Origin of the sequence: Dietzia sp. B19 (assembly GCF_014145155.1) — a bacterium.
Taxonomy (GTDB): Bacteria; Actinomycetota; Actinomycetes; order Mycobacteriales; family Mycobacteriaceae; genus Dietzia; species Dietzia natronolimnaea.
In genome coordinates, this window is record NZ_JAALED010000066.1 from 1 (window position 1) to 26,783 (window position 26,783).

The window sequence follows — 26,783 nt, forward strand, 5'->3', positions numbered from 1 at the left end:
CCCGGCGGCGTGGCCGCCGGGTCGTGAGTCAGCCGGTCCGTCCGCTGTCCGTCGAAGATCTCCATGACCCGCCCCCGCCAGTCCGCCGTGCGAGCTGTTCGCACCCACCGTGTGACCCGCTCGCCCCGAACCCCGGGCGGGCGGTCTCCTCGACCCACACGCTACCCAGACCGGGCAGCGCGACCACCCGTTCCCTGGGCGGCGACGCCACCGGAGCGGCGCGACCCCGGGGAGAACACTCCTGCAGGGTCAGTGTGCGACACGCACCGTGAGTCCCCGACGCTTGATCCACGCCGAGAACTCGGTGACGGTGCCGCACTCCTCGCCGTCGATCTGGAACGACGCGGGCTTCTCCAGGATCCGGGCCGAGACCCCCTCACCCTGACGGAAGTCCAGTGGGCGGGTCTGGTGCTTCTCCTTGCCCTCGACGTGGGAGGAGCCCCTTCGTAGTGCCGGGGTGAGCTGATGCTGGAAGGTGTGGTGGACCAGCACCGCGCCGGCCTGGACCCAACCGAGGGCGCCCTTGGCCCGCAACGCCAACACATCGAGGAGACCGTCGTCGATCACGGCGTCGGGCAGCAGGATCATCCCGGCCTGGAGCATCCCGCAGTTGGCCACCAGCAGGGTCCGCGCCCGGGTGTGGATCTCCGGTCCGTCGTCGAGCGAGTACTCCACCTTGATCCGGTGGCCGCGGAGCAGTGTGTTGGCGAAGGCGCCCACGTAGGCGAGCCATCCCACCCTGGCCTTGAGGCCGTCGTGGGTGCCGGCGATCATGTCCGCGTCCATGCCGGCGCCGAGCATGACGAGGAAGACGTCGTCGTGGGTGTGCCCGTCGCCGTCGGTGTAGCGGACCAGGCCGAGGTCGACCCCCCGGCTCCGGCCGCTCATGGCCACGCGGACGGCGCGGTCCACGTCATCCAACGGGATGTCCAGATTCCGGGCGAGCAGGTTGCCGGTGCCGAGCGGGACCACGCCCATGGGGATGCCGGTGCCGACCAGGCCCTGGGCGACCGAACGCACGGTGCCGTCGCCGCCGCAGGCGAGCACCAGGCCGACACCGCTCGCGGCGGCCTCCTCGGCCTGACCCACGCCCGGATCCTCCTCGGTCGTCTCGTAGAACACCGGATCGGTCCAGCCGTGCAGAGCGGCCCTCTCGGCCGTGCGGCGACGAACCTCATCGACTCCGGCCTTGATGGGGTTGTAGATGACGGCGACGCGGGACGAGGCGGGGGGCACGGCACAACAGTGTCAGAAACACGCCCGACCCGCCATTCCCCGGTGGCCCGCCGATTTGGCGGCGGCGACCCGCCGCCTATACCCTGATGGGGAAGTTTGAACGCCTGACGGCTCGCCCCGTCGGGCACCTGATCAAGTTTCACCGAAGACCGCAGGTCACCGCTCCCGCCGGGGGCGGTCGAAGTGTCCGGGAGCGCCCGGACGGCCCGCGCAGGAGAACACCGGTCAGTGTAGGAAATGGCACGTCACAGTGCCCGCCTCCTCCACGCCCCGTGCCGCCTGCGCCCGGGGCGTTCGTGCATTTCCCGGCAGTGAGAAGCAGAGAGGAGGCGAAACATGGCAAAGCCCGCAAAGGTCCAGGCCGTCGAGGAGATCAAGGAGCACTTCCAGAACTCCACCACGGCCGTGGTCACCGAATACCGCGGACTCTCCGTTCCGCAGGTCACCGCGCTGCGCAAGGCCCTGGGTGACTCGGCCACGTACACCGTGGCCAAGAACACCCTGGTCAAGCGTGCGGCGAAAGAAGCCGGTGTCGAGGGTCTCGACGACCTCCTGACCGGCCCCACCGCCATCGCGTTCGTCACCGGTGAGGTCGTGGACGCCGCCAAGGCGCTCAAGACGTTCACCAAGGACAACAAGGCGCTCATCGTCAAGGGTGGTGTCATGGACGGCGCCACGCTGTCCGCCGCCGAACTCGACAAGATCGCCGAGCTCGAGTCCCGCGAGGTCCTCCTCGCGAAGATGGCCGGTGCGCTCAAGGGCAACCAGGCCAAGGCCGCCGGCCTGTTCAACGCGCCCGCCTCGCAGCTGGCACGTCTGTTCGCGGCGCTCGAAGACAAGAAGAACTGACACACCCCACACGCTTCCGGTGTCGTATGACGGTGCCGGGACCAAATGAAAGGACGCCACCATGGCGAAGCTCAGCAACGACGAGCTGCTCGAGGCCTTCAAGGAGATGACTCTTCTCGAGCTCTCCGAGTTCGTGAAGCTGTTCGAGGACACCTTCGAGGTCACCGCGGCCGCTCCGGTCGCCGCCGCGGCCGCCGCCCCGGCCGCCGCCGAGGCCTCCGCCGAGCAGGACGAGTTCGACGTCGTCCTCGAGTCGGCCGGCGAGAAGAAGATCGGCGTGATCAAGGTCGTCCGCGAGATCGTCTCGGGCCTGGGCCTCAAGGAGGCCAAGGACCTCGTCGAGTCCGCTCCCAAGGCGATCATCGAGAAGGCCGACAAGGAGTCCGCCGAGGCTGCCAAGACCAAGCTCGAAGAGGCCGGCGCCAAGGTCTCGCTCAAGTGATCTGACGCACCACGTCTCCTGTGGGGCGGTCCGGCGATGTCGCCGGACCGCCCCACAGGCATTTCTGCAGGTCGGTCCGACGAGGTTCGTTGCGATACATTACTTATCGGTATGTAACGAAGCACGCGCTCCAAGCGGTAGTTTACAGTGACCGTGGCCACAGATGATGGCTGCAGTGAGGAGTGGTGACGTGGGTATCGAGATATCTGTCGAGGGACTGACCAAGTCCTTCGGATCGCAGAAGATCTGGGAGGACGTCTCGTTCACCCTTCCCGAGGGCGAGGTCAGTGCGCTGCTCGGTCCGTCGGGTACCGGTAAGTCGGTGTTCCTCAAGTCCCTGATCGGGCTGCTGCGCCCGGAGCGCGGCAAGATCATCATCGACGGCACTGACATCCTGCAGTGCACAGCCAAGGAGCTCTACGAGATCCGCAAGCTGTTCGGCGTCCTGTTCCAGGACGGTGCACTGTTCGGGTCCATGGACCTCTACGACAACGTCGCGTTCCCGCTGCGGGAGCACACGAAGAAGTCGGAGAGTGAGATCCGTGACATCGTCATGGAGAAGCTCGAGCTCACCGGACTCACCGGGGCGGAGGGCAAACTGCCCGGCGAGATCTCCGGCGGTATGCGTAAACGCGCAGGCCTGGCCCGCGCCCTGGTGCTGGACCCGGAGATCATCCTCGTCGACGAGCCCGACTCGGGCCTCGACCCGGTCCGCACCACCTACCTGGCTCAGCTGCTCATCGACATCAACGCCCAGATCGACGCCACCATCCTCATCGTGACGCACAACATCAACCTCGCCCGGACCGTCCCGGACAACCTGGGCATGCTCTACCGCAAGAAGCTCGTGATGTTCGGTCCCCGCGAGGTGCTGCTCACGAGCGAGGAGCCCTCGGTCCGCCAGTTCCTGCGCGGTTCCAGGCTGGGACCGATCGGGATGTCCGAGGAGAAGGACGACGCGCAGATGCGCGAGGAGCAGGCACAGGCGGACGCCGGCCACAACGACGGGTCCCCGGGAGCCGACGAGGTCACGGGTGTCCCGCCACAGATGCAGCCCACCCCGGGCGGCCCCGAGCGCCGGGGTGAGATCCGCCGTGAGAAGCGTGTGGCCGAGATGCTGGACACCCTCCCCGAGGGCGCCCAGACCGCCATCCGCGAGGAGTGGGCGGCCCGCGGCCACGGTAACAGTAGGGTCACAGCGTCGGCGCCGGTCGACGCCACCACGGGCGCTGCGGGTGGCGGCAGTCAGCGGCTGTCGACGACCACTACGGGTCCTAATGGGTCCGAGGACGCCGGAGAGATCGGAGGAAAGGCATGACGGAGGGCGTGAACCAGCAACCCGCGGTGAAGGCCGGTGTGTCGCCAGCAGATGTCGGCGGAGGTGTCCGGACTGCGGTGGGCGGCGCCGGTACGGTCTTCCGACTGTTCCTCGAGGTGTTCAGAGGGGTCTTCAGGAGGCCGTTCCAGTTCCGAGAGTTCATCGAGCAGTCGTGGTTCATCGCGTCCGTGACGATCCTGCCGTCGGCACTGGTCGCGATCCCCTTCGGGGCGGTCGTGGCGATGCAGACGGGCTCGCTGGTCCAGCAGCTCGGGGCTGAGGCCTATACGGGAGCGACCGGCGTCCTCGCCGTCGTGCAGCAGGGCGCGCCGCTGGTGACCTCGCTGCTTATCGCGGGCGCCGCCGGGTCGGCGGTGGCCGCTGATCTGGGCGCCCGCTCCATCCGCGAGGAACTCGACGCGATGCGCGTCCTGGGGATCGACCCCATCCAACGACTCGTCGTCCCCCGGGTGCTCGGCATGATGCTCGTCGCGGTGCTCCTGAACGGGCTCGTCTCCATCGTCGGGATCTCCGGTGGTTACGTGTTCAACATCATGTTGCAGGGCGGCACCCCGGGTGCCTATCTGATGTCCTTCGGGGCCCTCGCCCAGTTGCCCGATTTCATCATGTCCTCGATCAAAGCGCTGATCTTCGGACTGATCGCCGGCGTCGTCGCCTCGTACTGTGGCATGAATCCCAAGGGCGGGCCGAAGGGGGTCGGCGACGCTGTAAACCTCGGCGTCGTCCTGACTTTCCTCCTGCTGTTCTTCGCCAACCTCATCCTCACGGCGATGTACCTGCAGATCGTTCCCCCGGTGCGGTCGTAATGGCGATCCATACTGATGTCGGACCCACGAGGGCCCGGCTGAGAGCCCTCGTCCGCGGCCCGATCAGCTCGTTCGACTCCCTGGGAGACCAGCTCGCGTTCCACCTGCGCGCGATTCGCTGGATCCCCCAGACGATCGTCCACTACCGGCACGAGGTGCTGCGTCTGATCGCGGAGCTGACCTTCGGAGTCGGCACACTGGCGGTCCTGGGCGGAACCATCGGCGTCATCGCCATGATGAGCGGGTTCACCGGGGTCGTCGTCGGCCTGCAGGGGTACTCAGCCCTCGACCAGATCGGTAGCTCTGTCCTCACCGGGTTCCTGTCCGCCTACGTCAACACCCGCGAGGTCGCCCCCATGGTGGCGTCGCTCGCCCTGTCCGCCACCGTCGGCTGCGGTTTCACCGCCCAGCTCGGTGCCATGCGGATCTCCGAGGAGATCGACGCCCTGGAGGTCATGGCGATTCCGAGCGTGCCGTACCTCGTCACCACTCGGGTCATCGCCGGGTTCGTCGCCGTCATTCCGCTCTACGTCGTGGGTCTGCTCTCGTCATACCTCGCCACGCGGGGGGTCAACACCATGATTCAAGGACAGTCCACAGGGTCGTTCGACCACTACTTCCATCTGTTCCTGCCTCCGGAAGACGTGATCTACTCCTTCATCAAGGTGATCATCTTCGCCTTCGTGCTGGTGATGATCCACTGCTACTACGGCTACACCGCGTCCGGGGGCCCGGCCGGCGTCGGCGTGGCGGTGGGGCGCGCAGTCCGCACCACGATCGTCGTGGTGGCGATCCTCAACTTCTTCGTCGGACTCGCCCTCTGGGGCACGACCACCACTGTGCGGGTGGCGGGATGAACGAGCTCTCCGTTCTCTCCAAGCGGTTGCTGGCCGCCCTTTTCATCATTATCGTCCTGGCGTTCGTCGGGACCACCATCGCGATCTACAACCGCGCCTTCACCGACTCGGACGGCGTCACCCTGTACACCGACGACATGGCGTTCGCGCTGCCGAACGACGCCGACGTCAAGGCGCGCGGTGTCCTCGTGGGCCGCGTCTCCGGTGTCGAACCCGACGGGGACCGCGTGCAGATCAACATGGAGTTCGACCCGGCGCTCATGGAACAACTGCCGGCCAACGTCAGTGGCCGCCTGCTCCCCAAGACGTTGTTCGGTGAGCGGTTCGTCGACCTGGGGTTCCCCGATCAGCCCGTGGGGACGCTCGAACCGGGAGCGACCATCGAGCAGGACACCCGCGGCAACGCGATCGAGTTGGGGCGCGTCCTCGACGGGCTACTCCCCGTTCTCGAGGCGGTCCCGCCGGAGAAACTGGCGGGCACGCTCGGCGCGATCAACCAGGCGTTGTCAGGCCGTGGGGACGAGATCGGCGCCAGCCTGGTCGAGATCGGACAGGTCTTCGACGGCATCAACCAGGAGTTGCCCGCTCTGGAATCCGGGCTGGAGGATCTGGCGACATTCTCCCAGACCTATTCCGAGGCGCTGCCTGATCTCATCAACGCTCTGGACGCTCTGCGCACCACCGGCGACACGGTGGTCCAGCGCCGCCCCGACATCGCCGACGGACTGCGGCGGATCAGCGAGTCGTCCGAGGTCCTCACCGGTTTCCTCGCCGCGAACCGCAACGACCTCATCTCCCTGGCGGTGGACTCGCGCACCTCCCTGGAGTACCTGGCTGAGTATTCGCCAGCACTACCGTGCTCGGTGGGGAATTTCATGACCCTTCTGGACCGGTCCGACGCCATCCTGGGCGTGGGCACCGAGCACCCCGCCATCCGGGTGACGCTCGAGCTCGTCAATCCCAGAGGGCGTTACGTGCCCAACCAGGACGAGCCGCGGTTCTTCGACACCCGCGGTCCCCGCTGTTACGACCCGGCGCAGGAGCCGTTCATCTTCGGCGGGGCCCCCGGCGGGGCGATCGCCGACGGGAGCTACCAGATCCCCACCCGCAATCCGGGGCCCGCGTTCATCCCGACTCTGCCCAATCCGCTTCTCCGGGACGGGCCGGTTCCGGCACTCCGTAACCGTGGCTCGGTTCCCCCGGCTCCCGGGCGGGCGGTGCCCGAGCAGCCCAATATGCCGTTTCCGTCAACCGTGACCGCGGGTCAGGACACCGACGTGGTGGCTATGGCCTACGCCGGCTCGCCGCTGGAGACCGACACCGTCCGAACCGTCCTGGGGGTCGCGTCCTCGCGCGGCGCGCAGGAGATCCCTGCCTGGATCGGCCAGATCGGCGCCCCGGCGCTTCGCGGAACGGAGGTCGGTTTCCGATGAACGCCAAACTGAAGGCCCTACTCCGTGGCGGCCTGCTGGGGTCATTCGTCAAACTGGTGGTCTTCATCGTGGTCACAGTGCTGCTCAGTTCGGTCCTCGCCGTGACCATCAGGGGCGGCACCCGGGCGGAAGGTACGGAGTACTCTGCGATCTTCTCCGACGTGACCATGCTGGAGGAGGGCGACGACGTCCGGATAGCCGGCGTCGTGGTGGGCAACATCACCGGGATGGAGATCCACGAACGCGACCTGGCTAAGGTGGACTTCACCCTGGTCGGCGACCGCACGCTGCCGGCCAACGTGCACCTGGCACTGCGGTTCCGGAACATGATCGGCCAGCGGTACCTGAACATCTCCCGGGAGCCCGGACCCGTCCAATCGGCCCTGGAGGAAGGGAGCACGATCGGAATCGAGAAGACCTCGCCCGCGGTCGATCTCACGGCGCTGTTCAACGGTTTCCGCCCGCTCTTCACGACCCTGCAGCCGGAGGACGTCAACGCGCTCGCCGACTCGCTGGTGCGGGTACTGCAAGGGGAGGGCGGCACCGTGACGAGCCTGGTCCGCCAGACTGGTGAGCTGACCAACCACCTGGCCGATCGGGATCAGGTGATCGGCGAAGTCATCGACAACCTCACCCGGGTCCTCGAGACCATCAACGAGCGGGACGTGCAGTTCCAGCAGCTCGTGGTGACCACCAGGCAACTCGTCGAGGGACTCGCCGACGAACGCGACGCTATCGGCAGTTCGCTCGACTCGATGGCGGATCTGACCTCGTCGGCGGAGAACATCGTCACCGCCACGCGGCCCGCCGTCACGGATTCGCTCGACCACCTCAAGGTGGTCACCGACCAGATCACGACGAAACGCGACACGCTCAGCGAGGTTCTCATCAACCTGCCGCGCAAGACCGACAACCTCATCAGGATGAGTTCGTTCGGGTCCTGGCTCCAGTTCTATCTCTGTGGACTCGACGTGGTGCACGGCCCGGGCACCAACGTGCCCAACCTTCTTCCGAGCGGCGGTCCCACGATCAATCATCCGGTGTACACCAACGTCGCGCCCCGGTGCCACGCAGGGGGAATCCCATGAGCAAGCTCAGTGCGAACGAGCCGAGGTTCAGCAACGCCACCATCGGAGCGATCGGGGTCCTGGTGATCCTCGCCCTGACCGCCGTGTCGTTCAGACTCGACGCGCTACCGATCGTCGGGGCGGGACCCAAATACACAGCCTACTTTTCCGAGGCCGCCGGGCTAGCGGACGGTAGCGAGGTCCGCGTGGCCGGCGTCAAGGTTGGCGTCGTGACCGACGTGGCGCTCGACGGCGACAAGGTGGCCGTGGGCTTCCGGGCCAAGGACGCCTGGCTCGGCGACGACACCCGGGCGAGCATCCAACTCAAGACCGTGCTCGGCCAGAAGTACCTCGCGCTGAGCCCGGCGGGAACCGGGGAACTCGACACGTCGGAGCCGATCCCGCTTGAGCGGACGGTGGCCCCGTACGACGTGGTCACAGCTTTCTCCTCCGCAGCGGAGACGCTCGACGAGATCGATGACGCCAAATTGGCAGCGAGCCTGGACACCCTCACCGATACGATGCAGGCGTCGCCCGAGGAGTTCCGGGGCGCGGTCGACGGCATGGCGCGTCTGTCGCAGACCGTGTCCAGCCGGGACGCCGAATTGCGGAACCTACTCGAGGCCACGCGTACGAGCTCCCAGATCGTGGCGGACCGTAATGACGACTTCCGGCGCCTGATCATCGGCACCGGACAGTTGTTGGGCGAACTCAACGACCGCGCCGAGAGTCTCAAGCTGGTGTTGGCCTCCACGCGCGGACTGTCGATCGAACTCCGCCGGTTCGTCGCGGAGAACGAGGCCGAGTTCAAGCCGACCCTGGATAGTCTCGACTCCGCCCTGGCGGTGTTGACCGACCACGAGGAAGAGCTGAGGGCATCCATCCACAACCTCGGGCCCTTCTATCGGCTGTACTCCAACCTTCTGGGCTCGGGCAGATGGTTCGACACCGTGGTCACCAACCTCGTCCCGCCGGGTATTCCTGAGCCGCCCTTCTATCCCGGCGCCCGCGCGCCGGCCAGACAGAGTGGGATCAACTGATGCACAAGAAGATGCCGTACTCGTTCGTCGGGCTGCTGCTCGTCGTCGTCGTGGCCGCCGTGACTGTGATTTTCCTCGCCGTCACGGGGTTCGGACGCACCAGCATCACCGCCACCTTCCCGACAGCCGTCGGAATATCGGAGGGCTCCGATGTCCGGATCCTGGGGGTCACGGTGGGTTCCGTCGACAAGGTGACCCCGATGGGGGAGACCGTCGAGGTCGAGTTCCACGTCCGCCGGGGCGTGGACGTCCCGGCGGACGCCAAGGCGGTCCAGGTGACGCCCTCGGTCGTCCCTGACCGTAACGTCCAACTACTGCCCGCCTACTCAGGCGGCCCCAAGATGGAATCGGGCGCGCACATCCCCCTCGAGCGGACCGCGACACCGGTCGAGGTGGACAAGCTCTACGCCTCGGTGGAGGAACTGACCGATGCTCTCGGCCCGGAGGGTGCCAACAAGGACGGCGCTCTCGACCGGTTCGTCACCGCGTCCGCGGACACGCTCGGAGGCAACGGTGCCGCACTCGGGCGGTCGATCGACGAGTTATCGCAGGCCGCGACGACGCTGGCGGATTCGAGTCAGGACATCAGCGAGACCGTGGTCAATCTGCAGTCGTTCGTCACGATGCTCGCGCAGAACGATGCCCAGGTGAGGCAGTTCAACTCCCAGATGTCGACCTTCAACCAGACTGTCGCTGGTCAGCGCGAGGACCTCCAGGGCGCCCTCGCCGAACTGAGCTACGCCCTCGCGGACGTCGCGCGTGTCGTGCGGGACAACCAGGACGTGATCCGCAGCAATGCGGACCGTTTGGTGAGACTCAGTCAGATCACCGCGGACCAGAGGGGCGACATCGAGGAGATCCTCAAGACTGCTCCGTTGGCTCTGTCCAACCTCATCGGCGCCTACGACCCCGAGGCCGGGCTGTTGTCCTTACGTCTCGGCATCCCGGAGTTGCAGGACCCGGCCGGCGTCCTGTGCCAGCTCATGACACTTGGCCGCCTGAACCCCGGGGACCAGATGCTGGCCGAACTCGACAACCTCCGGCGCGCCGATATCGAGGCTTGCGAGGCTCTCGCGCCGCAGCGCAACGCCGATCTACAAGCGTCGAACCCGGATCTGCCGTTGGGCATCCTCGCTGGCGAGATGAATCAGTCTGTCCCGGTTCCCGGGACGGTCCAGGGCAATCGCGGGTGGCCGATGACGCCCGCTTCGGAAGGGGGACGGGGATGATCCGGCCGACCACGCCCATCCTCGGTCGCGCCGTCCGCGCGGTCGGTGCCAGCGCGCTCGTGGCCGCCGTCGCGGCGGGGTGCTCGTTGAATCTGGAGGACTACACTCTGCCGGGTGGCGCGGACCTGGGTGAGGACCCCATGCACGTGGCCGTCCGCTTCGACGATGTGTTGGACCTGGTCCTGCAGTCGTCGGTCAAGGTCAATGGTCTTGACGCCGGTCGCGTGTCCGGTATCTCGCTGGCGGAGGACGGGTGGACCGCAGAGGTGGACATCGTCCTCCGCGGCGACACGGAGCTCCCCGCCAACGTCGAGGCCTCGATCCAGCAGACCAATCTCCTTGGCGAGAAGTTCGTGCAGCTCAGCCCGCCGGAGGACGAGCCGCCCACCGGAGAGCTGTCCGGCGGTGACGTCATCGCCAGTTCGGACACCCGCACGGCTACCGACATCGAGCAGGTTCTCGGCGCGCTGTCGCTGTTGCTCAACGGCGGCGGCGTGGACCAACTGCAACCGATCGTGGCCGAACTGCGCAAGGCCACCGACGGCCGCGAGGAGGATCTCACCCGGACCCTGCGATCGGCGGAGGAGCTCATCGGGGGCCTGAACCGGCAGCGCGACAGCATCACCGAAGCCCTCGAGGGCGTGAACCTCATGACGTCGCGTGCCAACGATCAGCGCCAGCAGATCGAGGCGGCGCTCGACGAGCTGCCCGCCGGGGTGGCGGTGCTCGAGGAGCAGCGCTCGCAGTTCGTGGAGATGCTGCGCCGGGTCGACACACTGGGCCAGGTCGGCTCGGAAGTCCTGCTCACCAGCAGGGAGGACCTCATCGCCGACCTGCGGGCGCTGCGCCCTGTGCTGCAGTCCCTCGGCGAGTCGACTCCGGAGCTCATCGAACTGATCGGTTTCGTCCCCACCTTCCCGTTCCCGGACTCGTCTATCCCGGCGACCGTCGGCGGCGCGGCCAACATCTTTCTCTCCGTGGACGCGACGATCTCTGAGACGCTCCGGAATCTGGGGGCGAATCAGGGCGAACCGGTGGTTCGCCGTCCGAACACCACGAGCGGGCCCTACGTCGTGGACCCGCAGAACCCGTGGGTCGGCGACAACGGCCCGGACCGGCGGACGACCATCGTGCTGCCGCTCCTGCCGGTCCCGCCGGTCATGGACCGGGCGGTGGTGCCCAAGCCCGCACCAGGAGTCTCGGAGTTCTCCGAGAACTACCTGCCTGAACCAGGAGAGCCAGGAAACCGATGAGCAAGACACTCCGCACCCAGCTCATCGCCTTCTGTGTGATCGCCGCGGTCGGGATCACCTATGTAGGTGCCAACTACGTTCGCTTACCTTCGCTGTTCGGGATCGGCCAGTACCAGGTCTATCTGGACCTACCCGAGACCGGCGGGGTGTTCACCAACGCGGCCGTCAACTACCGCGGCACGGCGATCGGACGGGTGGGCGAGCTCTCGCTCACCGACGACGGTGTGCGAGTCGAGCTCGACCTCGACTCGAGCGCCCCCGACGTCCCGGCGGACACCGAGGCCGTGGTCGCCAACCGCTCCGCCATCGGAGAGCAGTACGTGGACTTGCGACCCAACAGCAGCTCGGCGCCGTATCTCGAGGACGGGGACGTGGTCTCCGCCGGACGTGAGGCGTTGCCGGTACCCGTCGAGAACCTGTTGGCCTCCGTCGACGACCTTTCCCGATCGGTCCCCTTGGACGATCTCGAGGTGACCGTCGATGAACTCGGCAAGGCGTTCCAGGGCCGGGGACCCCAACTGGAGCGACTCTCGGACTCCCTCATCCGGATTTCCGAGTCCGGTATCCGCACCATGCCGCAGTTGCAGACGCTAATCCGCGACGGGGCGACCGTCCTGGAGACGCAGGCCGACCAGTCCGGTGAGATCGTCAGTTTCTCCCGCGATCTCAGGACGGTCACCGAGGCGTTGCGTGACTCGGACTCCGACCTGGAACGGCTGATCACCACGGGACCGGAGTTCGCCGACGAGGCCCGCTATCTGGTGGAGAACTCCGGCGCCCCGCTCTCCGGAACCGTGCGGAACCTGGCGGCCACGATGAAGACGATCGATCCACTGGCCCCGTCGTTCAAGGTGTTGCTGCAGCTGTTGCCGGTACTGGCCGCCGGCGGGATGTCCGTCGCCCCGGGGGACGGGACAATCCACTTCGGTCTGTCCCTCGAGACGAACAACCCACCAGCGTGTACGCAAGGATACGAAGGTACGTGGGAGATCATCGACCAGATGAAGGCGCAGGACCCGTCCTTCGACTGGCAGGAACAGAACTTCCCGCCCAACTACGACGCGCAGTGCACCGTGCCCTTCGGCAGCCCCATCGCCGTCCGCGGTGCCGACCGGGTGGAGTACGCGCACCCGGACGTGCCGCAGCCCTGGGACGCCAAGCCCAAGATCGACCCCGACAGGGCCAACCTGTCCGTGGCGGCCACGCAGCTCGCGGTGTTGCAGGGGTTGATCCCCCGGTGACCGTGCGGCGGGGCGGCGACTCGGCGGACGGTGGGTCCGGTAGTGTCGCCGCCATGGGTTCGCAGGTAACGGACGGGGATGCGCGCCGCCCCGGGGGGACGGGGACCGTGCCGAGATGGCTGGTGGTCCTCGCGGTGAGTATCCTCGTGGCGGGGCTGGCAACGCTGGTGGTGTTCGGGGTGCGGTACACCCAGGCGCGGGCGGCCCAGGAGGTGGCGACCGAGCGCGAGGCGGCCTCCGACGTCGCCGCGCAGGTGATAATCAACGCCTTCAGTTTCGACCACCGGAACGTCGACGAATCGCTCGAGCAGTTGGCGGAGGCCTCGGCCGGTGAGTTCCTCGCCGAGCAGGAGCAGTGGGCCGACGATGTGCGAACGCGCGTGGTGGAGCAGAAGGCGGTCACCACGGCGACGGTCTCGCACACCGCTGTCGAGACCCTGGATCTCGAGGCCGGCGACGCGGCCGTCCTCGTAGTGTTCACCGCCCACTCCGAGCGGGAGGGCCAGGACGACATCACAGGCCGTCAGGCGATGCGCGTGGACCTGACGCGAGAGGACGGCACCTGGAAGGCCGACGCGGTCAACCAGGTGGGTGTGACGGTCCCGGTAGGCGAGTCCGGTCGGTCCGTGGAGGAGCTCGACGCTCCGGAGGAACAGGACGACCCGGCCACCGAGGAGGAGTCGACCCCCGCGCCGACCACCTCCGCCGGACGATGACGAAGGACGACAGTCGCTGATGCCACCGATCAAGAGAACCCAGAAGTCGGTCAATCCGGCGCCCCGTAGGCGGCTGGCCGGACACGCCGGACAGACCCGACCCGAGGGCGGGACCGCCACGGACCCCACGTCGTGGGACGCACGAGACGACGAGGTGGGCGGCGACGGAACCGGGGCGGGTCGCGGGGAACGGCGTGCCGGCCGTCGGCCCGGTGGTCGCACGATCGCGTACTCCGCCATCGCGACGGGGCTGGCCGCCGGGGCCATCGGGGCGTTCCTGGCGACGGAACCCGGGGTCGACGTGGACAACAGGGCGTTCGTTGACCGGGAGGCCACCGAGGAGGTCCTCTCGGCAGCGACGACCAACGTCCAGCGGCTCGTGGCGATCGATCACGAGACCCTCGACGAGTATCACGATTCCCTGGGGGAATTCCTCACCCCGAAGCTCGTCAACGAGTTGGACGAGAACTGGCCCGCGTTGCGTGACAGCTACGAGCAGTCCGCGACGAGCGTCGACGCAGAGGTCCGCGAGGCCGGTCTCGCCTACCTGCAGGGCGACAAGGCCGAGGTGTTGCTGGTCCAGGATGTGTCGATGACCAGGGACGGCGCGGCTGCGGGAAGTACCAGCGGCACCTATCTCGTCGGTCTGGACAGGATCGACGGCGTGTGGAAACTGTCGAGGATCCCGGATCTGCCCTCCTGACGAGGACTGGTCGGGAACCGATCCGGCAACCGACCGTGCCAGATCCTTGACGAAAGTGCTTTCACCCGTCACCCTTTAGGGGCATGGGGCGAGTGCCGTAGAGGTTGAGTGCGACACGGTCCGGGTGCGACGTCCCGACTGGGAGCCGATGAGGCGAGAGCCACGAGGGCAACCAGCGCAGCGACGGACGACGCGCCCGACATAGAACAGCCTCCGGGGTCGCCCCTGTCGACGGCTGGACTTCCGCGCCGCTATCGACTAGATTAGGTCGTTGCGCTGGCTGCTATTTGCACTCTCGTCCGTCCGTGACGGCTCGTCCCCGGTCCCACCGGGTGTTTTCCGAGTCCTCGATCGGGTCGGATCTGGGTGGATACCCGTCGGCGGACCGCTCGCAGATACATCTGTGGTCACCGCCCGTGGTGATCACGTGAGGTGCTGGAAGGACCCATCTTGGCAGTCTCCCGCCAGACCAAGTCAGTTTCCACCGTTCCCGGTGCGCCCCGGAGGGTCTCGTTCGCGAAACTCTCCGAGCCGTTGCCGGTCCCGGGACTGCTCGACCTCCAGACGGAGTCGTTCGAGTGGTTCATCGGGTCGGAGGAGTGGCAGAAGAGGGCCGCGTCACGCGGCGTCACGAACCTCGAGGGAGGCCTGGAGTCGATCCTCAGGGAGATCTCCCCGATCGAGGACTTCTCCGGATCCATGTCGCTCTCGTTCTCGGATTCGTACTTCGAAGAGGTCAAGGCCTCCATGGAGGACTGCCGCGAGAAGGACCGCACCTACGAGGCGCCCCTGTTCGTCACCGCCGAGTTCGAGAACACCGAGACGGGCGAGATCAAGTCGCAGACCGTCTTCATGGGTGACTTCCCGATGATGACGGACAAGGGCACGTTCATCATCAACGGCACCGAGCGCGTCGTCGTCTCGCAGCTCGTCCGCTCGCCGGGCGTGTACTTCGACCGGAGCCGCGACAAGTCCACGGAGCGCGACGTCCACTCCGTCAAGGTCATCCCGTCGCGTGGCGCGTGGCTCGAGTTCGACGTGGACAAGCGCGACACGGTCGGTGTGCGCATCGACCGCAAGCGCCGCCAGTCCGTGACCGTGCTGCTCAAGGCGCTCGGCTGGACCACCACCGAGATCAAGGAGCGCTACGGCTTCTCCGAGATCATGATGTCCACGCTCGAGAAGGACACGGTCGAGGACACGGACCAGGCCCTGCTCGAGATCTACCGCAAGCTGCGTCCGGGCGAGCCGCCGACCCGCGAGTCCGCGGAGGCGCTGCTGGAGAACCTGTTCTTCAAGGAGAAGCGCTACGACCTGGCCCGCGTCGGCCGCTACAAGGTCAACCGCAAGCTCGGTCTGCCGGATCCCGAGGGTGACGACACCACCACGCTCACGCGTGAGGACATCGCCGCCACCATCGAGTACCTCGTGCGCCTCCACGCGGGCGAGAGCTCGATGCAGGTCGCCGGTGGCCGCGAGGTCCCGGTCGACGTCGACGACATCGACCACTTCGGCAACCGTCGTCTGCGTACCGTCGGCGAGCTCATCCAGAACCAGGTCCGCGTGGGCCTGTCCCGGATGGAGCGTGTGGTCCGCGAGCGGATGACCACGCAGGACTCCGAGGCGATCACCCCGCAGTCGCTGATCAACATCCGGCCCATCACCGCCGCGCTCAAGGAGTTCTTCGGAACCTCCCAGATGTCGCAGTTCATGGACCAGAACAACCCGCTGTCGGGCCTGACCCACAAGCGGCGCCTGTCGGCCCTGGGCCCCGGTGGCCTCTCCCGCGAGCGCGCCGGCCTCGAGGTGCGCGACGTGCACGCCTCGCACTACGGCCGCATGTGCCCGATCGAGACCCCCGAGGGTCCGAACATCGGTCTGATCGGCTCGCTCTCGGTCTACGCCCGGGTCAACCCGTTCGGCTTCATCGAGACCCCGTACCGCCGGGTCGTCGACGGCGCCGTCACCGACCAGGTGGACTACCTGACCGCCGACGAGGAGGACCGCCACGTCGTGGCGCAGGCCAACTCGGAGATCGACGCGGACGGCAGGTTCGTCGAGGACCGCGTCCTCGTGCGCAAGAAGCACGGTGACGTCGAGGTCGTCGCGGGTACGGACGTCGACTACATGGACGTCTCGCCGCGGCAGATGGTCTCCGTCGCCACCGCGATGATCCCGTTCCTCGAGCACGACGACGCCAACCGCGCCCTGATGGGTGCGAACATGCAGCGCCAGTCGGTCCCGCTCGTGCGTTCCGAGGCGCCGCTCGTCGGCACCGGCATGGAGCTGCGCGCGGCCGTGGACGCGGGCGACGTCGTCGTCAACACCCGTGCGGGCATGGTGGAGGAGGTCTCGGCCGACTTCATCACCGTCATGGACGACGACGGTGGTCGTCAGACCTACCGTCTGGCCAAGTTCGCGCGGTCCAACCAGGGCACCTGCTCCAACCAGAAGCCGATCGTGGACGAGGGGATGCGCGTCGAGGCCGGCCAGGTCCTCGCCGACGGACCCTGCACCGAGAACGGTGAGATGGCGCTGGGCAAGAACCTGCTCGTGGCGATCATGCCGTGGGAGGGCCACAACTACGAGGATGCGATCATCCTCTCGCAGCGCCTGGTGGAGGAGGACGTGCTGACGTCCATCCACATCGAGGAGCACGAGATCGACGCCCGCGACACCAAGCTGGGCGCCGAGGAGATCACCCGTGACATCCCCAACGTCTCCGACGAGGTCCTCGCGGACCTGGACGACCGTGGCATCGTGCGCATCGGCGCCGAGGTCCGTGACGGCGATGTGCTGGTCGGCAAGGTCACGCCCAAGGGCGAGACCGAGCTCACCCCGGAGGAGCGCCTGCTGCGCGCCATCTTCGGTGAGAAGGCCCGCGAGGTGCGCGACACGTCGCTGAAGGTGCCCCACGGTGAGTCCGGGAAGGTGATCGGCGTCCGCGTGTTCTCGCGTGACGACGACGACGACCTGCCCCCCGGCGTCAACGAGTTGGTCCGCGTCTACGTGGCGCAGAAGCGCAAGATCCAGGACGGCGACAAGCTCGCCGGCCGCCACGGCAACAAGGGCGTCATCGGCAAGATCCTCCCCGCCGAGGACATGCCGTTCATGCCCGACGGCACGCCCGTGGACATCATCCTCAACACGCACGGCGTCCCGCGTCGTATGAACATCGGTCAGATCATGGAGACCCACCTCGGCTGGCTGGCCAAGGCGGGCTGGGAGGTGCCCCGCGAGGCGGACGGTTCCCTCCCCGAGTGGGCGACCAAGCTGCCGGAGGAGATCTACAGCGTCGAGGCCGGCACCAACACGGCGACCCCCGTCTTCGACGGTGCGGCGGACACGGAGATCACCGGCCTGCTCGGCTGCACCCTCCCGAACCGTGACGGCGAGCGGATGGTCGAGGCCGACGGCAAGGCGACCCTGATCGACGGTCGGTCGGGTGAGCCCTTCCCGTACCCGGTGTCCGTGGGGTACATGTACATCCTCAAGCTGCACCACCTGGTGGACGACAAGATCCACGCCCGTTCCACGGGTCCGTACTCGATGATCACCCAGCAGCCGCTCGGCGGTAAGGCCCAGTTCGGTGGCCAGCGTTTCGGTGAGATGGAGTGCTGGGCGATGCAGGCCTATGGTGCCGCGTACACGCTCCAGGAGCTGCTCACGATCAAGTCCGACGACGTCGTGGGTCGCGTGAAGGTGTACGAGGCGATCGTCAAGGGCGAGAACATCCCGGAGCCCGGGATCCCGGAGTCGTTCAAGGTCCTGCTCAAGGAGCTGCAGTCGCTGTGCCTCAACGTCGAGGTGCTCTCCAGCGACGGCCAGGCGGTCTCCCTGGGCGAGGGCGCCGAGGACGACGACCTCGACCGCACCGCCGCGAACCTGGGGATCAATCTCTCCCGCGACGAGTCCTCGGCGGCAGACGAGCTGGCGCAGTAGGCGCCGGGGGCGTGCACCATCGGCGCCCCGCATCCGACTAATTCAGTTCCACCACGGCGGGCCCCACACCGGCCCCACCCCGCGAGGGGCCCGCCACCATCCCATACGGGAAAGGACGCCTACGTGCAGGACGTCAACTACTTCGACGAGCTGGTCATCAGCCTCGCGACCGCGGAGAACATCCGCAACTGGTCCTATGGCGAGGTCAAGAAGCCCGAGACCATCAACTACCGCACCCTCAAGCCGGAGAAGGAGGGCCTGTTCTGCGAGAAGATCTTCGGCCCCACCCGGGACTGGGAGTGCTACTGCGGCAAGTACAAGCGCGTGCGCTTCAAGGGCATCATCTGTGAGCGCTGTGGCGTCGAGGTGACCCGTGCCAAGGTGCGTCGTGAGCGGATGGGCCACATCGAGCTGGCCGCGCCCGTCACGCACATCTGGTACTTCAAGGGCGTCCCGTCGCGGCTCGGCTACCTGCTGGACCTCGCGCCCAAGGACCTCGACAAGATCATCTACTTCGCGGCCTACGTCATCACCGGCGTGGACAAGGACCTGCGCCACAACGAGCTCAGCACCCTCGAGGCGCAGATCCTCGAGGAGCGCAAGATCATCGAGGACGAGCGGGACTCGGACATCGAGGCGCGCGCCAAGAAGCTCGAGGCCGACCTGGCCGAGCTGGAGGCCGAGGGCGCCAAGGCCGACCAGCGCCGCAAGGTCAAGGACGGCGGCGAGAAGGAGATGAAGAAGATCCGCGAGTCGGCCCAGCGCGAGCTGGACCGTCTCGAGGAGATCTGGACCACCTTCACCAAGCTCGAGATCAACCAGATCATCGTGGACGAGGGCATCTACCGCGAGCTCGAGGACCGCTTCGGCGAGTACTTCGAGGGCGGCATGGGTGCCGAGGCGATCCAGTCGTTGCTGGAGAACTTCGACCTCGCGACCGAGGCCGAGAACCTCCGCGACATCATCCGCAACGGCAAGGGTCAGAAGAAGATCCGCGCCCTCAAGCGACTCAAGGTCGTCTCCGCGTTCCTGCGGTCCGGGAACCACCCGGCCGCGATGGTGCTCGGGGCCGTCCCGGTGATCCCGCCGGAGCTGCGTCCGATGGTCCAGCTCGACGGTGGGCGCTTCGCCACCTCGGACCTCAACGACCTCTACCGCCGCGTGATCAACCGCAACAACCGCCTCAAGCGACTGATGGATCTCGGTGCCCCCGAGATCATCGTCAACAACGAGAAGCGGATGCTGCAGGAGTCCGTGGACGCGCTGTTCGACAACGGTCGTCGCGGCCGGCCCGTCACGGGCCCGGGCAACCGTCCGCTCAAGTCGCTCTCGGACCTCCTCAAGGGCAAGCAGGGCCGGTTCCGTCAGAACCTGCTCGGCAAGCGCGTCGACTACTCGGGTCGTTCCGTGATCGTCGTGGGTCCGCAGCTCCAGCTGCACCAGTGTGGCCTGCCCAAGCTCATGGCGCTCGAGCTGTTCAAGCCGTTCGTCATGAAGCGCCTGGTGGACCTCAACCACGCCCAGAACATCAAGTCCGCCAAGCGGATGGTCGAGCGTCAGCGCGACCAGGTGTGGGACGTGCTCGAAGAGGTCATCGCCGAGCACCCGGTGATGCTCAACCGCGCACCCACCCTGCACCGCCTCGGCATCCAGGCCTTCGAGCCTCAGCTCGTCGAGGGCAAGGCCATCCAGCTGCACCCGCTGGTGTGTGAGGCCTTCAACGCCGACTTCGACGGTGACCAGATGGCCGTGCACCTCCCGCTGTCCGCGGAGGCGCAGGCCGAGGCCCGCATCCTCATGCTGGCCTCGAACAACATCCTGTCGCCGGCGTCGGGCCGCCCGCTCGCCATGCCGCGTCTGGACATGGTGACGGGCCTGTACTACCTGACCCGCCTCGACGAGGGCGCCACCGGCGCCTACGTCCCGGCGGCGCAGGACGCCCCGGCCACCGGCGTGTACTCGAACCCGTCCGAGGCCATCATGGCCGTCGATCTGAAGGTGCTGGACATCCACGCGCCGATCCGGGTGCGGATGTCGCAGCAGCGGCCCCCCGCCGAGATCGAGGCGGAGCTGTTCCCCGAGGGCTGGACCCCCGGCCAGGAGTGGATCGCGGAGACCACGCTGGGCCGCGTCATGTTCAACGAGCTGCTCCCGGCGGACTACCCGTTCGTCAACGAGCAGATGCCCAAGAAGCGCCAGGCCGTCATCATCAACGACCTGGCCGAGCGCTACCCGATGATCGTCGTGGCGCAGACGGTGGACAAGCTCAAGGACACCGGTTTCTACTGGGCCACCCGCTCGGGCGTCACCATCGCGATGTCCGATGTGCTGGTCCCGCCGGCCAAGAAGGAGATCCTCGCCTCGTACGACGCCAAGGCGGCGCGACTCGAGTCGCAGTTCGGGCTGGGCAAGATCACCGACGAGGAGCGCAAGAGCGACCTGGTCAAGCTCTGGCAGGAGGCCACCGACGAGATCGGTCAGGCCATGGAGGCCAACTACCCGGACTCCAACCCGATCCCGACGATCGTCAAGTCCGGCGCGGCGGGCAACATGACCCAGATCCGTGCGCTCGCGGGCATGAAGGGCCTGGTGACGCGTCCGAACGGCGAGTTCATCCCGCAGCCCATCAAGTCCTCGTTCCGCGAGGGCCTGACGGTGCTCGAGTACTTCATGAACACGCACGGTGCGCGTAAGGGTCTGGCCGACACCGCGCTGCGTACGGCCGACTCGGGTTACCTCACGCGTCGTCTCGTCGACGTCTCCCAGGACGTCATCGTCCGCGAGACGGACTGTGGCACGAGCAAGGGCATCGAGACGGTCATCGCCCGCCGCGAGGTGGACGCGCACGGCGTCGAGACCGGCGTGCTCTCCCGGGACGAGCACGTCGAGACCTCGACGTTCGCCCGTACCCTCGCGGAGGACGCCGTCGACGCCTCCGGCGCGGTCGTCGTGGCCGCCGGCACCGACCTCGGTGACCCGACGATCGAGGCGCTCATCGCCGCGGGAGTGGAGAAGGTCAAGGTCCGCTCGGTCCTCACCTGCACCACGGGCACGGGAGTCTGCGCCACCTGCTACGGCCGTTCCATGGCGACCGGTCTGCTGGTCGACATCGGCGAGGCCGTGGGCATCGTCGCCGCCCAGTCCATCGGTGAGCCGGGCACGCAGCTGACCATGCGTACGTTCCACCAGGGTGGCGTCGGTGACGACATCACCGGTGGTCTGCCGCGTGTGCAGGAGCTCTTCGAGGCACGCGTGCCCAAGGGCAAGGCGCCGATCGCCGAGGAGGCGGGCCGGATCCGTCTCGAGGAGGAGGAGCGTTTTTACACGATCACGATCGTGCCGGACAACGGTGCGGAAGAGATCGTGTACGAGAAGCTGTCCAAGCGTCAGGGCCTCGCGCACATCATCCTCGAGGACGGGTCGTCCCGTCCGATCGTCGACGGCGACCACCTGGAGCGGGGTCAGGCCCTGCTCGAGGGGCCGGCGGACCCGCACGAGGTGCTGGCGATCCTCGGCCCGAACGGGGTCCAGAAGTTCCTCGTCGACGAGGTGCAGAAGGTCTACCGCGCACAGGGTGTGTCGATCCACGACAAGCACCTCGAGGTCATCGTCCGCCAGATGATGCGTCGCGTCGCGATCAACGAGTCCAACAGCACCGAGTTCCTGCCCGGTGCGCTGGTCGAGCGCGCGGAGCTCACGGCGGAGAACCGTCGCGTGCTCACCGAGGGCGGCTCGCCGGCCTCGGCGCGCCCGGTCCTCATGGGTATCACTAAAGCCTCGCTGGCCACGGACTCGTGGCTCTCGGCGGCCTCCTTCCAGGAGACCACCCGCGTGCTCACCGACGCCGCGATCAACCGGCGGTCGGACAAGCTCGTGGGCCTCAAGGAGAACGTCATCATCGGTAAGCTCATCCCGGCGGGTACCGGCATCAACCGGTACCGCAACTCGACGGTCGAGCCCACCGAGGAGGCCCGCGCGGCCGCCTACTCCATCCCGGACTACGGCGACGGCTTCTACGGTCCCGAGGACGGGTTCGGCGACGCCACCGGCGCGTCGGTCCGCCTGGACGACCTGGGTTACTGACCCGACCCGTCGGGTCGGTCACCGGCCGACCCGAACGAACACCGGACCCCCGGGCGCCCCGAGCGCCCGGGGGTCCGGTGCGTCGGCCCGGCCGTGTCGTCGCTGGCCGCGAACGTGTTCTAGACTTGCTCGATGTGCCCTGAGCCGCCGCGGTCCTCGCGGGCGGTCCGGGGCCGGATGACCGGAAGGGGGCGATCGAGAAGTGCGGATCGCACTGCTCTCGTACAGGAGCAAGCCACACGGCGGCGGGCAGGGCGTCTACGTCCGTCACCTGAGCCGTGAGCTGGCCGCACTGGGCCACACCGTCGAGGTGTTCTCCGGTCAGCCGTACCCGGAGCTCGACCCGGGGCCCACGCTCACCAGGGTGCCGAGCCTGGACCTGTACAACGACGCCGACCCGTTCCGCACGCCGCACCCGCGTGAGATCCGCGACAGGATCGACCTCCTCGAGGTGGCCACCATGTGGACCGCCGGCTTCCCGGAGCCGCGCACCTTCAGCCTGCGCGCGGCGCGGGCGCTCACGCCGCGGTTGGCCGACTTCGACGTGGTGCACGACAACCAGTGCCTCGGCAGCGGCCTGTTGACGCTCGAGGAGGCCGGGTTCCCGGTGGTCGCCACGGTGCACCACCCGATCACCCGGGACCGGGACCTCGCCATGAAAGAGGCGCCGCTGCGCAAGAAGCTCACGACCTGGCGCTGGTTCGGGTTCCTGGGCATGCAGATCCGGGTGTCCCGGAAGCTCGAGGAGATCATCACCGTCTCCAGCAACTCGGCCGAGGACATCGCCTCCGACTTCGGGGTGGACCCGGAGCGGATCGTGACGATCCCGCTCGGTGTGGACACCGACCGCTTCCACGACCGCCGCGACCGCGAGCCCGGACGCCTGGTCTGCGTGGCCAGCGCCGACCAGCCGCTCAAGGGCGTCCCCATCCTGTTGCGGGCGCTGGCGAAGGTCCGCGAGGAGCATCCCGGGGTGCGGCTCACCCTGATCTCCAAGCTCAAGCGCAAGGGGGAGGCCTCCAGGCTGCTGGACTCCCTCGGCCTGCGCGACGCGGTGGACCTGGTGTCGGGGGTCGACGACGACGAGTTGGCCGAGCTCGTGGGCACCGCCGAGATCTCGGTGGTCCCGAGCATGTACGAGGGCTTCTCGCTCCCCGCGGTCGAGGCCATGTCCAGCGGGTGTGCGGTGGTGGCCAGCCGCGCGGGTGCGCTGCCGGAGGTCGTGGGTACCGATGACTCGGCCGCCCGACTGGTCGCACCCGGCGACGTCGACGAGCTCGCCCGCCAGATCAGCGCGCTGCTGTCCGATCCGCTCGAGCGTCGACGCCTCTCGCAGGGTGGGCGGGAGCGTGTGATGGAGCGTTACAGCTGGGCCGCCGTGGCCAGGAGGACCGTCGAGGTCTACGAGACGGCGATCGCCAGGGTCCGGGGCGAGACGCTCCCGGACCTGACCGTCGGTCCGGTCATCGGGCCGGACCAGACAGAGATTGACGAGCACGTCACCGACGACGTGCCCGAGGTGCTCCCGGGTTCCGGGGAGTACGACATCCGTGAGCAGGAGGACGCCGCATGCTGACCGCCGATTTCGCCCGTCTCGGGGTCACTCCCGGCATGCGAGCCATCGACGTGGGAGCCGGCCTCGGCCGACACACCTTCGAGCTGTACCGCCGCGGGGCCGACGTGACCGCCTTCGACCAGAACGCGGACGAGATGCGGCAGGTGACCGAGATGCTCGCCGCGATGGAGGCCGAGGGTGAGGGCCTGCCGGAGTCCAGGGGCGAGGCGGTGACCGGCGACGCGCTGAACATGCCCTACGAGGACGGCACCTTCGATCTGGTGCTCATCTCCGAGGTTCTCGAGCACGTCCCGGAGGACACCCGGGCGATCGCCGAGTTGGTGCGGATCCTCAAGCCGGGTGGGGTCGCCGCGGTGACCGTGCCGCGTGAGTGGCCGGAGAAGCTGTGCTGGAAGCTCTCGGACGCCTACCACTCCAACCCGGGCGGGCACTGCCGCATCTACACCGCCGAGGAACTGGGCTTCAAGCTCCGCGCCGCCGGCCTGGAGGTCACCGGCACCGGGTACGCGCACGCGCTGCACGCCCCCTACTGGTGGCTCAAGTGCGCCGTGGGTACGGAGAACGACGACCACCCGCTGCCCAAGGCCTATCACAAGCTCCTGGTGTGGGACCTGATGAAGGGCCCCTGGGTCACCCGGACCGCCGAGAAGCTGCTCAACCCGGTGATGGGCAAGTCCATCGTGTTCTACCTACGCAAGCCCGCGGAGGCCTGATCGTCCGTGCTCACCACCAACTCCGGCGTAGACCGGTCCCGTCCCGTCCCCAGCGTCCCGGGGGTCCTCGACGCCGACGCGGTGCGGGCCACCGGCGAGTGGATCGCCTCCGTGCAGCGTCCGAACGGTGAGATCCCGTGGTTCACGGGCGGGCACACCGACCCGTGGGATCACGTGGAGTCGGCCATGGGCCTGTCGGTGGCCGGCCAGTGGGAGGCCGCCGAGAAGGCGTACGGGTTCCTGCGCGACACCCAGCGCGGTGACGGCTCCTGGCCGGTGCGGTGGCAGGACGGCGTGATCGTCGACGCGGACACCGACTCCAACTTCTGCGCCTACGTCGCGGTCGGGGTGTGGCACCACCACCTCGTCACCGCCCGGCCGGGATTCCTGGAGTCCATGTGGCCGACGGTGCGCAGGGCGCTCGACCTGGTCCTGACGTTCCAGGGCCCGGACGGTCAGATGTGGTGGGGTGCCGGTGAGGAGGGCTTCTGCGAGGAGGCGCTCATCACCGGTTCGTCGAGCGTCCACCACGCCCTGCGGTGTGGCGTGGCGATCGCCGAGGAGCTCGGGGGGACGGCCCCGGACTGGGACGCCGCCGCCGACTCCCTCGGACACGCCCTGCGGGCGCACCCCGAGTTGTTCACGCCCAAGACGGAGTTCTCGATGGACTGGTACTACCCGGTCCTCGGTGGGGTGATGGTGGGGGATCAGGCCCAGGACAGGCTGGACTCGCTCTGGGACCGGTTCGTCGTCGACGGCCTGGGTATCCGGTGTGTGGACCACCGGCCCTGGGTCACCGGTGCCGAGACGTGCGAGCTCGTACTCGCGCTCGAGGCCGCCGGGCGGCACGAGCAGGCGCTCCAGCAGTTCACCAACATGCAGCACCTGCGGGACACCGACGGCTCCTACTGGACCGGACTGGTCTTCGCCGACGGCAAGCGCTGGCCGGTGGAGCTGAGCACGTGGACCGGAGCGGTCATGCTGCTCGCGGCGGACGCCCTGTCGCGCACCACTCCGGGCAACGAGATCTTCCGCTACGTCTCGGACCACACCATGCAGCGGTTGCACCTCGCACCGGGTGATCCCGCCGACTGCGCCCCGGGCGAGGAGTGCCCGCCCATCGCGGCCGCCGTGCGCTAGTCTGTCGGGAACTGCCGCTGGACACCTGTCTGGTCAGGTGTCGGCCGGCGGCCCGACCGCACGAGGAGCGCCCATGGAATTCGGACTCACCCTGTTCACCAGCGATCGGGGGATCCGGCCGACCACGGCCGCCGTGGCCGCGGAGAACGCCGGGTTCTCGGCCTTCTACGTCCCCGAGCACACCCACATCCCGGTCCGGCGCGAGGCCGCGCATCCGGGCACCGGTGGGGCCGAGCTGCCCGACGAGCGCTACAGCCGCACGCTCGACCCGTGGGTCGCGCTCGCCGCGGTGTCCTCGGTCACCTCGACGATCCGCCTCGGCACGGCCGTCGCGATCCCGGTCGAGAGCGACCCGATCACCCTGGCCAAGACCATCGCCTCGGTCGACCACCTCTCGGGTGGCCGCACGGTGCTGGGGGTGGGGTACGGCTGGAACCTCGACGAGATGGCGGACCACAACGTCCCGCCCTCGCTGCGCCGCACCATGCTGCGCGAGTACCTCGAGGCCATGCGGGAACTGTGGAGCCGGGACGAGGCCGAGTACCACGGGCGGTTCGTGGACTTCGGTCCCAGCTGGGCCTGGCCCAAGACCGTCCAGGCGGGTGGTCCCCGCACCCTCGTCGGCGCCGCGGGCAACGAGAAGAACTTCAAGTGGATCTGCCGCAGCGCCGACGGCTGGATGACCACCCCGATCTCCCAGGACATCGCGGGAAGCGTCCGGCAGTTGCGGGAGCTGTGGGCGGAGGCCGGTCGCGAGGGGGAGCCGTACATCGTGGTGCTCGACGGCAAGCCGATCCCCGAGAAGATCGAGATGTACCGCGAGCTGGGGGTGCACGAGCTCGTCTACGGAACCCCGGACAGGTCCGAGGAGGAGGTGCTGGCCTACATCGACCGTCTGGCCGGCAAGCTCGGGCTGGCCGTCGGTACCTGATCGGGCGGGGCCGATACACCGGTTCCCGCGCCGAAGCCCCTGCCGGTGGCCCCGCCGCGCCGGTACCGTCGGCGGTATGACCTCCGCCTCCGCCTCGGACACCCCCGTCGTCGTCATCACCGGAGCCGGGGGCGGCCTCGGTGCCGCCACGGCCGCGCTCTACTCCGGCCGCGGGTGGCACGTCGTC

The 26,783-nt window shown here is 67.9% G+C and carries 20 protein-coding genes; 19 read left to right on the forward strand and 1 reads right to left on the reverse strand.

Annotated features, from left to right (window positions below; translation table 11 throughout):
• Positions 1 to 249: 249 nt before the first annotated feature.
• Positions 250 to 1,236, reverse strand: coding sequence for a diacylglycerol kinase family protein (locus G6020_RS17485; protein WP_179523166.1), 987 nt, complete (start codon positions 1,234 to 1,236; stop codon positions 250 to 252).
• 336 nt (positions 1,237 to 1,572) lie between these two features.
• Between G6020_RS17485 and rplJ the strand changes: the two genes are divergently transcribed.
• The 19 genes from rplJ to G6020_RS02875 all read left to right on the forward strand — a co-directional run bounded on the left by rplJ (position 1,573) and on the right by G6020_RS02875 (position 26,596).
• Complete coding sequence (rplJ, locus tag G6020_RS02785; protein WP_107746165.1) at positions 1,573 to 2,085, forward strand: 50S ribosomal protein L10; 513 nt, start codon at positions 1,573 to 1,575, stop codon at positions 2,083 to 2,085.
• 61 nt (positions 2,086 to 2,146) lie between these two features.
• Positions 2,147 to 2,527, forward strand: coding sequence for a 50S ribosomal protein L7/L12 (rplL, locus tag G6020_RS02790; RefSeq protein WP_182609586.1), 381 nt, complete (start codon positions 2,147 to 2,149; stop codon positions 2,525 to 2,527).
• Between the two features lie 190 nt (positions 2,528 to 2,717).
• Positions 2,718 to 3,845, forward strand: a complete 1,128-nt coding sequence (locus tag G6020_RS02795) for an ATP-binding cassette domain-containing protein (RefSeq protein ID WP_347237921.1) — start codon at positions 2,718 to 2,720, stop codon at positions 3,843 to 3,845.
• Entirely contained in the window at positions 3,842 to 4,672 is an 831-nt protein-coding gene (locus G6020_RS02800; RefSeq protein ID WP_182609587.1) for an ABC transporter permease, read from the forward strand. Before G6020_RS02795 ends, G6020_RS02800 begins: the two co-directional genes overlap by 4 nt.
• Complete coding sequence (locus G6020_RS02805; RefSeq protein WP_182609588.1) at positions 4,672 to 5,529, forward strand: ABC transporter permease; 858 nt, start codon at positions 4,672 to 4,674, stop codon at positions 5,527 to 5,529. The genes G6020_RS02800 and G6020_RS02805 overlap by 1 nt, the downstream gene beginning before the upstream one ends.
• Entirely contained in the window at positions 5,526 to 6,962 is a 1,437-nt protein-coding gene (locus tag G6020_RS02810; RefSeq protein WP_182609589.1) for an MCE family protein, read from the forward strand. Before G6020_RS02805 ends, G6020_RS02810 begins: the two co-directional genes overlap by 4 nt.
• Positions 6,959 to 8,050 carry an MCE family protein gene (locus G6020_RS02815; protein ID WP_182609590.1) on the forward strand — a complete coding sequence of 364 codons (1,092 nt, stop codon included), beginning with the start codon at positions 6,959 to 6,961 and terminating at the stop codon, positions 8,048 to 8,050. The genes G6020_RS02810 and G6020_RS02815 overlap by 4 nt, the downstream gene beginning before the upstream one ends.
• Positions 8,047 to 9,069: an MCE family protein gene (locus G6020_RS02820; protein ID WP_182609591.1), complete on the forward strand. Its 1,023-nt coding sequence runs from the start codon at positions 8,047 to 8,049 to the stop codon at positions 9,067 to 9,069. Before G6020_RS02815 ends, G6020_RS02820 begins: the two co-directional genes overlap by 4 nt.
• On the forward strand, positions 9,069 to 10,298 hold the full coding sequence (locus G6020_RS02825) for an MCE family protein (protein ID WP_096907029.1): 1,230 nt from the start codon (positions 9,069 to 9,071) through the stop codon (positions 10,296 to 10,298). The genes G6020_RS02820 and G6020_RS02825 overlap by 1 nt, the downstream gene beginning before the upstream one ends.
• The gene (locus tag G6020_RS02830) at positions 10,295 to 11,551 is read left to right on the forward strand and encodes an MCE family protein (protein ID WP_182609592.1); all 1,257 of its coding nucleotides are present in this window, start codon (positions 10,295 to 10,297) and stop codon (positions 11,549 to 11,551) included. The genes G6020_RS02825 and G6020_RS02830 overlap by 4 nt, the downstream gene beginning before the upstream one ends.
• The gene (locus G6020_RS02835; protein ID WP_182609593.1) at positions 11,548 to 12,792 is read left to right on the forward strand and encodes an MCE family protein; all 1,245 of its coding nucleotides are present in this window, start codon (positions 11,548 to 11,550) and stop codon (positions 12,790 to 12,792) included. The genes G6020_RS02830 and G6020_RS02835 overlap by 4 nt, the downstream gene beginning before the upstream one ends.
• Positions 12,793 to 12,845: 53 nt before the next feature.
• Positions 12,846 to 13,508 carry a hypothetical protein gene (locus G6020_RS02840; protein ID WP_063971933.1) on the forward strand — a complete coding sequence of 221 codons (663 nt, stop codon included), beginning with the start codon at positions 12,846 to 12,848 and terminating at the stop codon, positions 13,506 to 13,508.
• A 19-nt stretch (positions 13,509 to 13,527) separates the two neighbouring features.
• Positions 13,528 to 14,211 (forward strand): hypothetical protein, encoded by a 684-nt coding sequence (locus tag G6020_RS02845; protein WP_182609594.1) that lies wholly within the window; start codon positions 13,528 to 13,530, stop codon positions 14,209 to 14,211.
• Between the two features lie 432 nt (positions 14,212 to 14,643).
• A complete protein-coding gene (locus G6020_RS02850) occupies positions 14,644 to 18,153 on the forward strand; it encodes a DNA-directed RNA polymerase subunit beta (RefSeq protein ID WP_179523159.1) in 3,510 nt (1,169 codons plus the stop codon).
• Positions 18,154 to 18,276: 123 nt separating this feature from the next.
• A complete protein-coding gene (locus G6020_RS02855; RefSeq protein ID WP_179525964.1) occupies positions 18,277 to 22,236 on the forward strand; it encodes a DNA-directed RNA polymerase subunit beta' in 3,960 nt (1,319 codons plus the stop codon).
• 202 nt (positions 22,237 to 22,438) lie between these two features.
• Positions 22,439 to 23,812, forward strand: coding sequence for a glycosyltransferase family 4 protein (locus tag G6020_RS02860; protein ID WP_182609595.1), 1,374 nt, complete (start codon positions 22,439 to 22,441; stop codon positions 23,810 to 23,812).
• Positions 23,806 to 24,525: a class I SAM-dependent methyltransferase gene (locus tag G6020_RS02865; RefSeq protein WP_182609596.1), complete on the forward strand. Its 720-nt coding sequence runs from the start codon at positions 23,806 to 23,808 to the stop codon at positions 24,523 to 24,525. The genes G6020_RS02860 and G6020_RS02865 overlap by 7 nt, the downstream gene beginning before the upstream one ends.
• A gap of 6 nt (positions 24,526 to 24,531) precedes the next feature.
• Entirely contained in the window at positions 24,532 to 25,665 is a 1,134-nt protein-coding gene (locus tag G6020_RS02870) for a prenyltransferase (RefSeq protein WP_179525961.1), read from the forward strand.
• 73 nt (positions 25,666 to 25,738) lie between these two features.
• The gene (locus G6020_RS02875) at positions 25,739 to 26,596 is read left to right on the forward strand and encodes an LLM class F420-dependent oxidoreductase (protein ID WP_179525960.1); all 858 of its coding nucleotides are present in this window, start codon (positions 25,739 to 25,741) and stop codon (positions 26,594 to 26,596) included.
• Positions 26,597 to 26,783: the final 187 nt, after the last annotated feature.

Excerpts from the sequence above, each read along its gene's own strand:
- G6020_RS02820 (WP_182609591.1), top strand. The coding sequence starts at position 8,047 with ATGAGCAAGCTCAGTGCGAACGAGCCGAGGTTCAGCAACGCCACCATC.
- G6020_RS02875 (WP_179525960.1), top strand. The coding sequence starts at position 25,739 with ATGGAATTCGGACTCACCCTGTTCACCAGCGATCGGGGGATCCGGCCG.
- G6020_RS02805 (WP_182609588.1), top strand. The coding sequence starts at position 4,672 with ATGGCGATCCATACTGATGTCGGACCCACGAGGGCCCGGCTGAGAGCC.
- G6020_RS02830 (WP_182609592.1), top strand. The coding sequence starts at position 10,295 with ATGATCCGGCCGACCACGCCCATCCTCGGTCGCGCCGTCCGCGCGGTC.
- G6020_RS02835 (WP_182609593.1), top strand. The coding sequence starts at position 11,548 with ATGAGCAAGACACTCCGCACCCAGCTCATCGCCTTCTGTGTGATCGCC.
- G6020_RS02815 (WP_182609590.1), top strand. The coding sequence starts at position 6,959 with ATGAACGCCAAACTGAAGGCCCTACTCCGTGGCGGCCTGCTGGGGTCA.
- G6020_RS02800 (WP_182609587.1), top strand. The coding sequence starts at position 3,842 with ATGACGGAGGGCGTGAACCAGCAACCCGCGGTGAAGGCCGGTGTGTCG.
- G6020_RS02865 (WP_182609596.1), top strand. The coding sequence starts at position 23,806 with ATGCTGACCGCCGATTTCGCCCGTCTCGGGGTCACTCCCGGCATGCGA.
- rplL (WP_182609586.1), top strand. The coding sequence starts at position 2,147 with ATGGCGAAGCTCAGCAACGACGAGCTGCTCGAGGCCTTCAAGGAGATG.
- G6020_RS02825 (WP_096907029.1), top strand. The coding sequence starts at position 9,069 with ATGCACAAGAAGATGCCGTACTCGTTCGTCGGGCTGCTGCTCGTCGTC.
- rplJ (WP_107746165.1), top strand. The coding sequence starts at position 1,573 with ATGGCAAAGCCCGCAAAGGTCCAGGCCGTCGAGGAGATCAAGGAGCAC.
- G6020_RS02810 (WP_182609589.1), top strand. The coding sequence starts at position 5,526 with ATGAACGAGCTCTCCGTTCTCTCCAAGCGGTTGCTGGCCGCCCTTTTC.
- G6020_RS02845 (WP_182609594.1), top strand. The coding sequence starts at position 13,528 with ATGCCACCGATCAAGAGAACCCAGAAGTCGGTCAATCCGGCGCCCCGT.
- G6020_RS02840 (WP_063971933.1), top strand. The coding sequence starts at position 12,846 with ATGGGTTCGCAGGTAACGGACGGGGATGCGCGCCGCCCCGGGGGGACG.